Origin of the sequence: Streptomyces sp. MB09-01 (genome assembly GCF_033794505.1) — a bacterium.
In the GTDB taxonomy this organism is placed as follows: domain Bacteria; phylum Actinomycetota; class Actinomycetes; order Streptomycetales; family Streptomycetaceae; genus Streptomyces.
On the sequence record NZ_JARAYQ010000258.1, the window covers coordinates 1 to 11,533 of the forward strand.

An 11,533-nucleotide genomic window follows, 5' to 3' on the forward strand; every position below is an offset into this window, starting at 1 on the left:
CCCTCCGGCACCCTGCGCGCCCACCTCCTGGACGCCACCGCCGGCCACCCCGGAGCCCGCGAGCTGTTCCCCTCCGCCTCCAGCCTGCGCAGCACCGCCAGCCGGGCGCGGGCCGTCGTCATCGACGAGGCCCAGCGCATGGAGCGAACCGGGGGACGCATGGCGCCCGAACTCGCCGCCGCCCTCGAACAGATCCCGCTGGTGGTGGTGTTCCTCGACGAGCGCCAGGTCATCCGGCCCGGCGAGGGAGTGGCCGTCGCCGAGATCGCCGCCCTCGCGCACGCGGCGGGACGCCGCCACCACCACCTGGAACTCACCGGCTCGTTCCGCTGCCAGGGCTCGAAGGCCTACACCGACTGGGTCGAGGCCCTGCTGTACGGGCGCCCGGCCGCCTGGACGGGGCAGGCCGGCTACGACCTCCGGCTGTGCGAGGACCCGTTCGCGCTTCAGGAGGGCGTCGAACGGGCCACCGCCGCCGGCCACAGCGCGCGGATCACCGCCGGGTTCTGCTGGAAATGGACACCCACCCGCCAAACCGCCCGGACCCTGCCCCTGGACATCCGCATCCCCGGCACCTCACCCACCGGCGAGCCCCGCCTCTGGCAAGCCGCCTGGAACGCCTCCACCGCGCTCACCACCGCCGACGGAGAACCGCTGGCACCCCCCAGCCAGCTCTGGGCCAGCCACACCGGCGGCCACCAACAAGTCGGCTGCGTCTACACCGCCCAAGGCCTCGAGTACCACCACTCCGCCGTCATCATCGGCCCCGACCTCACCTGGCGCGACAACCACTGGAGTGCCCACCCCGGCGAAAGCCACGACGCCCGCCTGCGCGACCTCACCCCCGACGCCTACCTCCCCCTCGCCCTCAACATCTACCGCGTCCTCCTCACCCGCGGCACCCACACCACCCGCATCCACGCCACCGACCCCGAAACCCACCACCACCTCACCACCCTCATCAAACCCAACCACCCCGCCAACACCACGGTGACCACGGCCGGGGCCCGCGCCCGACACAAGACCTGACCGGCCACAACCAAGCCGACCTCACCCTGCTCGTCCCAGAGCCGCCGCCGGCCTGTCCGGGGGTGTCGCGCCGGCGGGCGGGCCAGGCCGGTGTCACCCGCAGACCCCCCGACCGGAACCCGTCGATCACCCGCACCTCGCCGAGCACCGTCAGCGGCACGGCGCCGGGCGGGGTCAGCCGGTTCACTGGTGCCCGAACGCTTGACGCCGTCGGGTCCCCCATGACCAGGACCCGGTCGAGGGCGGCGAGTGGCGAGCGGCGCCCCGCCTGAGGGGTGACCACCGCCCGCCAGTCCACCAGGGGGCGGACGAGCGGGAGCAGTGCGATCTCTTCGGCCGAGTAGAGCGGGACGGTGGTGATGCCGCCGTGGGACTTGTAGCCCACCTCCACCGAGCCGATCGGGGGGCACCCTTCCGAGGCACACCACCTGGTCGAGTCGGTGCGGCGCACGCCGAGGCGGACAGCGGCCTGGTCCGGGCCCAGTGGTACGCGCAGGAGCGCGGGCAGGTCCTGGCGTCGGGCAAGGCGTCCGGGTACATCCGCGGGTTGGAACGCCCGCTTTCGGGCTGCAGTCGCGACCGTCTCCTGGCACGTACGCACGGTGTCGGGTTCCGCCGGCTTCATGGGGCTTGGCTGGGGCACCTTCAGTTTGCCTACTGCCGGAGGGTCCCGCCCGGGGGGCCCAGCCCTGAAGGACGGGTGGACGTCGCGGGGATCGACCCGGCGGCGAGGGGCGGTCCGTTGCTCCCAGCGCAGCAGGTCAGTGGGTTCTTTGCGGGCCTGAATCGATGATTTGATCAGTTCTGAGCATTTTGTATGTTCAGCTTGGTGCTTTATCGGCTCGACTTGCTGCACCTGCCGGTTTCTCGCGTTGACCAGCGGTCGGCCGTCTCCGGACCGATTAGTGTCTCGAATTCGGAGGCCCCTGCCCGGCCGTCAACCAAGAACAGGGGCTCTCCTCTCACCGGCTCGAACAAGGGAACGCAATGTCCGTTATCCGAGGGTCTGCCGAGCACATCATGGCCCTGAGCAGCGGTTTCGACCGTAGCATGCCCACCCACAGGGTGGCCCAGTCCTCCGGGGCTGTCGACAAATGTGTCAACGTGCAGTTGATGCCGTTCCTGGCAGTGCCTTTCGTGGGCGTGATTCTGGTTCTCGCCCCCGCGCAGGCTCCTTCCCTGCTCGTGGCCCTGCCCGTTCTGCTGGCTTACGCACGGCGTTCAGCCTGGTCAGCGCGGCGAGTTCAGCTCTGGACCACTCGGCGCCGCGTGCCGGGAACCGCAGCCTGAGGCTGCAGGCTGGCGCACTCGTCAGGGCTCCGCTGTGACGAGTGTGCCGTTTCTTCCTCCCTCAGGGGCCCAGCGCCTTACGGGACTGCCACAAAGAAACCGGGGTGGCGCGACTCACAATTCGCCACCCCGAGATTGTCCGTTAGGGAAACGTATGCCACAGAAGGCTGCGCCAAAGATCATCTGTGCGCACTGCAAGAACAAGTTCGCCCGTCCGAAGCCGACAGGGCGGCCCCCAGAGCACTGCGGTACGGAATGTCGTACCGCCGCCTACCGGGCACGGCAGAAGGCGGTGCTCTGCTACTCCCAGAAACACGACGAAGATGTCGTAAGGATCGCGAAGTCGGTCTTGGCCAGGTCGAACGCCGCCCTGCAGCACAGTCAGCTTCCGGAGCCGGCGCGCCCCTTGGAACTGGTCGCGGAGGTCTTGCGGATGGAACGGGACTTGGCCGATCTCAAGGCGGTCGCTGTTCGTCAGGCGGCCGAGTACGGGGCGTCGTGGGCGGACATCGGCGACGTGCTGGCAGTGTCCGCCTCGACCGCACGGGCCAAGTTCAGCGACGATCAGGTCGCCAAGGTCCTGCGCTGGCGTGCCGAGCGCGGCTCGGCACCTGGACCCCGGCCGCCGCGGCCGCGTGCTCCGCGCCCGACCTCTCCTCCCAACGCAGTGATAGGGGCCGGCGGGGCCACCGGCCCTGCCTTACCTGGTGACCCCGCGTACCAGCTCACCACGGCCCTCTCACACCTGCACCGCGCTTCCGGACACACCCAGCGGTGGCTGGCTCGAGAGGTCGGCGTGTCCGCCTCCCTGCTCTCTCTGATCTTGCTGGGCAAGCGGCACCCGAAGTGGAGAGTGGTCAAGGCGATCGCAGAACTGTGCAGTGCCGACCCGGCCGACCTCCGGCCCCTGTGGGAAAAGGCGCTGGGTATCACGCCCGTAGCCTTGCCCGGCCCGGACGACTTCCTGCAGGCCGCCTCATCGCTGCAGGCTGCGCTGCGCGGCATGTGGATCGCGGCCGCCTCCCCCGCCCCGGACGACATCTGCTTCCAGCACCCGCTCCTCACCCCACGCCGTGTGGCCCGCGCCCTGGTGACCGACCGGCCCGAGCAGAACCTGGCCGACTGGCCGTTCGTCGCCGCGCTGGCGACAGCTCTGCGGGGGCAGCCCGAGGATGTCCGGTCCCTGTGGCAACGGATGCAGATCGCCTCCGCACTCATCTCCTCAGCGGACGCATGGCCGTATCCGGACGCCGAGCCGTACCCGGATGCGGCCGCCGCGGCACTACCCGCCCACAAGACCACCAGCGTGCACGGCCCTTCCGAGCAACCCAGGCCCAGTTACCCGGCAGCCGTCAGCCGGCCCCACGGCACAGGTGCCCCGTGGGCCTCCCGCGCGAGCCGCAGCGGCCAAAACACCGATGCGGTTCTGCGCCGCCTGGAGATCCTGGAAGTCCTCAAGAGCGCGAACACGCCTGTCGGTCTGTCCACCCTCGCCCGCACCAGCGGTCTCCCGGCCCGCCAGACCGCCGAGGTCATCTCCTGGCTTCGCGAACACCACTTCGTCACCTCCGGCAAAGACGGCGGCCACACGGTCGGCCCGGTCCTCCACGCCATCGCCGCAGGCCACGACGTGGTGCAGGAGTTCCTCGACGAGCTCAGCCAGCAGACCCAGGGCGCGATCTACATCGGCGCGTACATCGACGGCGACATCCAGGTCTCCCACGAAGCTGCCCAGCCCGGAATCCCTACCGTCGTCGAGCACGTCGACTTCCGCGAGTCCGCTCACGCCAGCGCCCTGGGCAAAGCCAACCTCGCGCAACTCGGCCGCGATGCCCGCCTCGACCACCTCTCCCGCTACCAGCCCATGAAGCTGACCGGCCACACGATCACCAACCCGGACGACCTCTTCCGCTCATTCGATCTCTCTCCGCTCCAGTACGACCTCAACGAGTACTCCGAGCACGAGGTCTGCGCAGCCAGCCCCCTGATACTGCCCGGCCCGCCCTCCTGCATCGCCGTAGCCGTGCCCGCCACCGAGCGGCGACGCCTCAACCAGGCCACCGCCGCCCTCAAAGACCACTCGACCGCCATGGCACTCTCCCTCACGTTCGCCCTCAACCCCAGCACCCGACTCCCCCACCAGGCCCACCGGTTCGCCACCACCCCTGCATACTCGGCATGACCTCCAGACCGACCGGTCCCAGGCATACAAGCGCTCGCAGCAGGGGCCAGACCGCCTGACCGGGTGCGGCCGTCAACACCACCCGACGGCCGCACCACAGCAGACGCAGCAGCGCCCCAGACCCGAGCGGATCCGGGACGCTGCTGTCCGGTGTTCAAGCCTCGACATACGCCACGATCGTGATGGTCCGCAGGGCCGTCACGTAGTACATGACCCGTACGCCGTCGATGTCGTCCGCGTAGGCGCGCAGCAGGGTTACGGGCACATGGGTGCCGAGTTGCGGGTTGACGCTGATGGCGACGATCGCGCGGTCCCAGGCGGTGTGTCTCGTTCGCGGTCAGTTTGGTGAGCCGGGTGAGGGCGCTCGACCATGACGACGCGCGAGCGGCGCGCGGCCCAGGAGACCCGCTTACGGCGCGCGGTGCGGTTGAGCGGTAGGCCCCAGCGGGCTTCGAGCACGCTGAGGAGAACTTAACGCCGGTCCACGGGGTGCCACCGCCCGGCCGCGGTGAGGTGTTCGGTGGAGCCTCCAGGCACTGGCCGGGAGATGCCGCACAGGTCCGCTGACCTGGCCGAACGTCGACGCTCGGCATCAGAGTTGTCGGTCTTCTCGTGTAGCGTCTCCGGGAACCTTGGGGGGTAGGGATCATGAGTGGTGGCGACGCAGACCTGGATATGGATCCGGTCGCAGTGCAGAACATCCAGGACGGTCTGCGGTCCGCGGTCGGGGAGTTGCGTGAGTTCGCGATGGGCACCTCGGCCGTGGCAGGTGGCGGTATGGGCCAGCTGGCGCTGACGGGGATGGAGGCCGGTCACCCGGCGGTCGCAGCGGCGTTGTAGGGGTTCTGCGAACGCTGGGATATGAGCGTGAGCAGCCTCTTCGTCATCACCAGTGGACTAGCCGAGCGCCTGGGTATCGGGGCCGGCTCGGTGTGGGAGGCAGACCAGTACCGCAGGGGCACTTTCAAGGTGCTGGTCAACGCCGGTATCGGCAACCCCTACGCGTCGCCCACGCGCCCGGCTGCTGGACGGCCCCCGGTGGGAGGCGATGCGCGCGGGTCCAGGAGTCCCGCCACCGGCTCGCGCGCGCGATCTGCCACGGCGGCCGGGGCCAGATCCGCCAGGCGAACGTCTCCAAGCCGGACAGGCCCACGCCCTCCGGCCGCACGTCAGGGGCCACGGAAGGAAAGAACGGCGTACTACGCCAGTGATCTTCGCGGGCCCCGGGAGACCTTGGCCGCTCCCCGAGTTGGGGCGGCCCGCGGCGTGGGCGCGGGCCGAGCGGCGACCGGCAGTACGCGTCTGGCCGGACGGTGCACCCCCAGCGTAGGGGGAGGTGGCACCGTCCGGCGCCGGATCAGGCGGCCTTGGCCAGCCACCTGATCGGCTCGCGCGTACGGGCGGTCAGAGCGGTCTGGGGTTTGGCCGTGGCCAGCGCGATCCACCTGCGCAGGACTTCGGCTCCGGCCTGGTCCCGGGTGGCGTGTACGGGTAGGGCGGCCGATCGAATGGAGTTTGCGGCCCAGCCGTTCCAGCCGGAGCGGCGTCCGGCCTTGTAGGCGGGCTCAACGTGGCCGAGGACGGTGCCGCTTTCGGTGACGACCTCGTAGTGGCGCGTCTCGCGGTCTCGGAGCACGAGGTGTGCGTCGGCGATGAACTCGCGGGCCTTCTTCTGGGACATCGGCCGTTTCGGCTCGGCGGCTTCGGTCATCGGGCGCTCGCCTGGTTTGTACCGCCGACTTCGGCGGGTTGGGCGTCGCGGAGGTTGGCGTGGCCGGCGGCCTCGCGCAGCGCTGCGGCGCGGGCCCGGGAGCGGGCGGCTTCCTGGGGGTAGTCGAGGTTGGGGTGGAGGGGCAGGCCTCCGCGTTCACTCTCGCGGATCATGCGCTCCATGAGCTCGGCGTGGTAGTCCCAGAGGTCGGCCTCCGCGTAGGGGTCGGGCACCAGCTGGTCGATCCGCATGCGGTGGGTGGCGTGAGAGACGAGCAGTGACATCTCGGTGGTCGAGTACCGGGGCAGGTTGCCGCTGACCGGGTGTTCCTGGTCGGCCCAGCCGTCGTGCCGGCGCAGCCATCGGTCCAGCTCGGCGGCGGTCTTCTCTGCGCTGCCGTTCGCGGGGACGGCAGCGCCCGGTGCGTAGCGGGCGCCGTAGGGGATGCGCCTGTCATCGGCGGTGCCGTCCGGGTGCCGCCGCTCGGGCTTGTCGAAGGGCTCGCCCCACTCGTTCACGTACTCGGCGAACTTGGCGTGGGCGGACTGCTTGGTGATGCCCAGGGCGTCGCCGATGGCCTCCCAGCTGGTGCCGCGCTCGCGCTCGTAGATGACAGCGCGGCGCTGAGCGTGCTCGGCGAGCCGGAGCAGGTCGGTGGCCTCGCGCACGAAGTCGCCCGGCGCGACCGTGGCGGAGGAGTCGTACTGGGTTCCGACGCGGCTGAGCGCGGTCTCGGCGGTGTCGCGGTGCGCGTCGGAGAGCATGAGCCGCGCGAGGGCGGCCAGGGTGTAAGGGTGCGGCGGTTCGGGAGTCGTGTCGGCCTGCGGGCCCATCTCGGTCATGCCCGCCACCCTAGGACTGACATCCGCCCACTGTCTCGCACAACTGACAATTGATATATGTCAGATGAAGATTGACTGATCTTGAGTGTCCAACAGAACTGACATCACATTTTCGTCAGTCACGGCCTGATAGACCATGCACGTCAGACTGGGAGTGACGTTTGGTGCGCCGCCGTGAACGCACAGGATAATTACAGTTATCCTGTGGGAATGCTGACACCGGATCAGAATGACCCGCAATCAGGTGAATCACCCGACATGCCGGGTCCGAAGGTGGCGTCCGCGCTCGTTCTCGTCCCGCCGGCCGGAGAGCTGTCGACCGGCGTACGCGATCCGCGCAGCCTGTGGCCGGAGCACGCCCGAAAGCTCTACGCCCACCTCGTGGACATGTACGGCGAGGGTGACGTCCTGCCGCCGCTCGCCGGGGCCTGGATCGCGAACCAGCGCTCGGACAACACCCGGCGCGCGTACGCCCGCGGGTTCCGGGTCTTCGAGGAGTTCGCCCGCGAGCACGGCACTCACCCCATGGCCGTGAAGTTCGCCCTGGCCGATGCGTTCCGGCTGTGGCTGGAGCAGACGCCGACCTGGGTGCGGGTCAAGGGCGGTGCACGCAACGAGATGACCCGCACCGGCCCGCTCTACTCGGACGCCTCGCGGGCCAACGCCCTCTCCGCGGCCTCCTCCTTCTTCTCCTACTGGGACAAGGTCAGCGACGCGGGCGTCAAAAATCCCTTCGACGCCGTCCAGCGGCCGACAATGGACCCGGACTACTCACCCACGCCCGGCTACACCGAAGCCGAGTGGGCAAAGCTCGTGGCCACCGCCCGGGACCACCACCGCATCGCCGCGTACCGCAAGCGCGCCTACGCCCTGCTGCTGATGCTCTACACCCTGGCCCTGCGCATCGACTCCCTCCTCAACGCCCGCGTCGAGGACCTGGGCGAGGACCAGGGTCACCGGGTGCTGCATCTGGAGAAGATGAAGGGCGGCGGCCGGAGGAAGAAGCCCATTCCGCCGGTGGCCTGGAACGCGCTCCAGGACTACCTCGACGGACGCACCACGGGCTGGCTGTTCTGCACGGCTTCCGGCGCCCAGCTCGATGAACCGGCCGTCTGGCGCCTGTGCGGCGCGCTGGCCCGACGCGCTGGTCTGCCCGAACGTGGCCCGCACGGCGCCAAGGGCGACGGCATCACCCACGCCCTGGCCAAGCCGAACGCCCGCCCGGACAAGGTGCAGCGCTGGGCCGACCACAAGGACTCGCGCACCACCCAGCGGTACAACGCGAGGAAGGAACTGCTGGACGACAGCCCCGGCTACGGCCTCGGCGCCGATGTGGCCGGCGCCCTGGCAGCTGACGGGGGCTGATGTCACCCATGCCCGATCTCCCCCTCATCCAAGCGCCCTTGTCAGCGCGTGACGGCCCAACGCTCATTCTGGCCGTCCCAGCAGTTCGCCTGGATCACCGCAGTGCCGTGGTCACCACTCGCGTGGGCAACGTCCATGCACTTACCGCTGACCACACTCCGCACCTGAACGAACTGGCCCACCTGAGGTCGGTCCACATTCACCTCACGACCGTCTGTCACAGTGACGAACCGCCAGGCTTGCACTCGCGGAGCGCGAGCACCGGGGAGACAGCTGGCACCTGACCGACGTCCTCCTCAACCGTGGACACCGGCTGAACGCATACGCCGCCGACGACGCGCACTTCCAGCCCCAGGATCCGCCTGGCTGCGTGGCCTGGGTCCAGGTGCGCGCCGAGTCCCTCGACCCGGAAGCACTCCTGTCGGCCCTGAAGGCCGGTCACTACTACTCCAGCACTGGCCCCGAGCTGCACGACATCAGGCTCGACGACGGCCTGATCACGGTGCGCTCTTCGCCCGTGAGCAAAATGCTGATTACCGGTGGTGCTCCGGGCCTCCAGGTCGTCGAGGGCGAGGCGCTCACGGAGTGCTCCCTGCCCGTGGCCATGTTCGGGCAGGGGTTCTGCCGGGTCACCGTCGAAGACGCCGCCGGAGGGCGGGCCTGGAGCAATCCGATCCATCTCACAGCAAATTGGGCTGCCCCGGCCCGGATGCAGCAGCGATCATGAAACCTCACGTTGCCGTCGACCCCCCAGAAGGGACCCTTCCTCATGCTGTGGCCCGCGCTCCGCGCGCTCTCCCACGGGGAGCTGACATCCGACCAGCAGCATTGGTTGCTCGGAACGTTCCGGCTCGACGCGACGCCTCGTACCGAGGGGCCCGGAGCGACGGAGAGCGTCGCGCACCGCTCCTTCACCGACGACAACGGCACCCGCCTCGTCCTGGACGTGGCCCGGATCGGCGAGTCCGGCTGGGTGTTCACCTTGTTCTACCCGGGAGAACGGCCCTCCGCCGCCACCGTCGAAGACCACCGGGCCCTGTTCCGCGCGGCCATCGACCGGCTCGGCCTCACCACCGTCGAGATCACCCCCGCCGCCACCGCCGACGAGGTCCTGGTCCCGTCCCTGGAACCGTCCGGCGATGCCGAGTCCGCGTTCGGCTCCCACTGGGACCTGCCGTACGACGACCTTGACCGGGTGTGGCCTCATGTCGGACTGCGTGAGGACGCTCCGCGGGAGGTCAAGGAGGTCAAGCTGCGCGAGCTGATGCGGACCCCGGCCTGGTCCGCCGCTCCCACGGCTCTGCGGCTCCAGGCCGAGGAGTTTCTGCGCGGCGAATGACCCCGCCGCCGGGGCCCCGGCCCAGGGGGACGGCCGGCAACAGCACCACGTATCGAAACGAGCAGACGGGGGGCTGCGATGAGTGAGCAGTTACAGTAGTTGATTCGTGCGGTGCTGCCCGTCAGGGTGAACGTGAGGGCGACCTCCCGGGCGCGCTCGACCTCGCAATCCTGGCGGCGGGGCGCTGCGAGGCGGAGGAGCCGTTCCGTTCCGCCCCGGCGGTCCCGTTCGGCGGGTGGTGAGGTCGTCAGCCACGATCGGCTTTCGATTGGTCCTTCTCCTCCCGGTGCGCACACCGGGTGCACCTCACAGAATCTCGATCAGCCAGCGGACCCCGAACACCAAACCAATGATCGCGAGCGGCAGGATGCTGTACACGGCCAGTACGACGACGGTCGCGAACCATTCCGTCCGCGGACGGGCCCGCCTCGTCCGCCGGCGGCTCCGCCGCTTCAGATGCCACTGATATCCCCAGGCCAAGGGCCGGGCAAGCCACCGCCAACGTCCCAGCGGGAGCAGCATATTCCGCCGTGACTTCGCAGTCAGGTCGTGTGCCAGAACATCGTCGTCCGTCATGTTTCTGAGTTGCTTCAGACGACTTCTCATGCGCTCGATGGGGTCGTCGCTCTCCCCGGGCAAATCCTCCGCCTCGAGGATCGCCGCGTGGAGGCTGCGTTCCGTCTCCCCGCCGTCCGGTTGCCCTGACAGGAGAGACAGCAGGTGATGGGCGGCGTCGAGACGCCCCCACGCGAAGTCGTGACGACGCCAGTCCTCGCTCAAGAACGCGGCGAAGTGGTAACAGCGCAGTCCATACAGCTTCCTGGGGCCCAGGTCCACAGACCAGTCCTCATTGAACAGCGGCCCCATGTGATCCGGGCCGAGCCGCAGGAACCGGAACTCGGGGGTGAGCTTTTCCATGGCACGCGCGGGTGGGGCGAAGCTCTGCGTGAGGACCTCCACCAGCAGCATGGCGGCAACGACATGCTCCGGGGTCTCCCAGTGCCTCAGCTTGTCGCTACCGCGGGCTGCGGAGAGGAAGCAGCGCGCGGCGGCACCCACCAGGCGGCCGACCTGCGAGGGGACTGAGAGGTCGGTGAAGACCTTATCGAGCTTGATCGCCTCCTCGCAGAGACCGGGAGGACACTCGTCCCAGTGCGTCCTCTCGCGGACAACCTCGTTGATGGCCAGGATCTTGACGAGACTGTCGTTGACGAACGGGATCGCATCGGAAATCCGTCGCGCCCTCGTGCTGTCCTGGGCCTCCCTGGCCTTACGGAGCAGCTGATGAAGGAGGGCAAGAAGGTTCTGCAGCAGACGTTCCGCCGGGGTGATCCCCCAACGCCACTCTCCCAGGTGGGGCGCGATGAGGCTCCGCACCGTGGTGGGCGGAAGCCACATCAGGTCTTCCTGCGCGAGGACCTCCCTCAGGATTTCTTCCGGAGGCTCGTCCGCGGCCTTGAGTGCGGTCACCCGCACATTGGTGACAGCGAGCCGCTTCCGCACGGCCAGGAGCCGGCTCCTTCGGTACTCGGCGTACAGTGCCTGTGCCGCCAGCTGCATGCGGTGCTGCTCATCGTGTCCATACTCCAGGAGCCGGCAGAGCAGTTCGTCCCGCGATCTCGGGCCGCTGATCTCCAGGCGGAATTTCACGTCCTCGATTCCGGAGCGGAAGTCGACCTCCTGGGGGTAGTTCAACGCGCTCCAAGCAGTCGTCCCCATGCCGACGTCGTCGCACCGGCGGTTCTTGACCGCCTCGTCGGCCAGCACCCCCCCCC

General features: G+C 69.2%; 10 protein-coding genes. 6 read left to right on the forward strand and 4 right to left on the reverse strand.

Going from position 1 to position 11,533, the window contains the following annotated elements; genetic code table 11:
- From PV721_RS35355 to PV721_RS35365, 3 genes are all read left to right on the forward strand, one after another.
- Window positions 1-1,029, forward strand: a 1,029-nt coding sequence (locus PV721_RS35355) for a DNA/RNA helicase domain-containing protein (RefSeq protein WP_319731669.1), incomplete at its 5' end; no start/stop codon positions are given.
- A 1,639-nt stretch (window positions 1,030-2,668) separates the two neighbouring features.
- Window positions 2,669-4,501, forward strand: coding sequence for a helix-turn-helix domain-containing protein (locus PV721_RS35360; RefSeq protein ID WP_319731671.1), 1,833 nt, complete (start codon window positions 2,669-2,671; stop codon window positions 4,499-4,501).
- A 690-nt stretch (window positions 4,502-5,191) separates the two neighbouring features.
- A complete protein-coding gene (locus tag PV721_RS35365; protein WP_319731673.1) occupies window positions 5,192-5,341 on the forward strand; it encodes a hypothetical protein in 150 nt (49 codons plus the stop codon).
- Window positions 5,342-5,858: 517 nt separating this feature from the next.
- Here the strand turns inward: PV721_RS35365 and PV721_RS35370 are convergent.
- Window positions 5,859-6,212 carry a hypothetical protein gene (locus tag PV721_RS35370; RefSeq protein WP_319731675.1) on the reverse strand — a complete coding sequence of 118 codons (354 nt, stop codon included), beginning with the start codon at window positions 6,210-6,212 and terminating at the stop codon, window positions 5,859-5,861.
- Complete coding sequence (locus tag PV721_RS35375) at window positions 6,209-7,054, reverse strand: hypothetical protein (protein WP_319731677.1); 846 nt, start codon at window positions 7,052-7,054, stop codon at window positions 6,209-6,211. Before PV721_RS35375 ends, PV721_RS35370 begins: the two co-directional genes overlap by 4 nt.
- A gap of 258 nt (window positions 7,055-7,312) precedes the next feature.
- On the opposite strand from PV721_RS35375, the gene PV721_RS35380 reads away from it, so the two are divergent.
- On the forward strand, window positions 7,313-8,419 hold the full coding sequence (locus tag PV721_RS35380) for a tyrosine-type recombinase/integrase (RefSeq protein WP_319731679.1): 1,107 nt from the start codon (window positions 7,313-7,315) through the stop codon (window positions 8,417-8,419).
- Between the two features lie 41 nt (window positions 8,420-8,460).
- On the opposite strand, the gene PV721_RS44135 is transcribed toward PV721_RS35380, so the two are convergent.
- A complete protein-coding gene (locus PV721_RS44135; protein WP_416371250.1) occupies window positions 8,461-8,664 on the reverse strand; it encodes an RICIN domain-containing protein in 204 nt (67 codons plus the stop codon).
- A gap of 125 nt (window positions 8,665-8,789) precedes the next feature.
- Between PV721_RS44135 and PV721_RS35385 the strand changes: the two genes are divergently transcribed.
- A complete protein-coding gene (locus PV721_RS35385; protein ID WP_319731681.1) occupies window positions 8,790-9,146 on the forward strand; it encodes a hypothetical protein in 357 nt (118 codons plus the stop codon).
- A 42-nt stretch (window positions 9,147-9,188) separates the two neighbouring features.
- Window positions 9,189-9,758: a hypothetical protein gene (locus tag PV721_RS35390; RefSeq protein WP_319731683.1), complete on the forward strand. Its 570-nt coding sequence runs from the start codon at window positions 9,189-9,191 to the stop codon at window positions 9,756-9,758.
- Window positions 9,759-10,064: 306 nt separating this feature from the next.
- Here the strand turns inward: PV721_RS35390 and PV721_RS35395 are convergent.
- Window positions 10,065-11,533, reverse strand: a 1,469-nt coding sequence (locus PV721_RS35395) for a DUF3376 domain-containing protein (RefSeq protein WP_319731686.1), incomplete at its 5' end; no start/stop codon positions are given.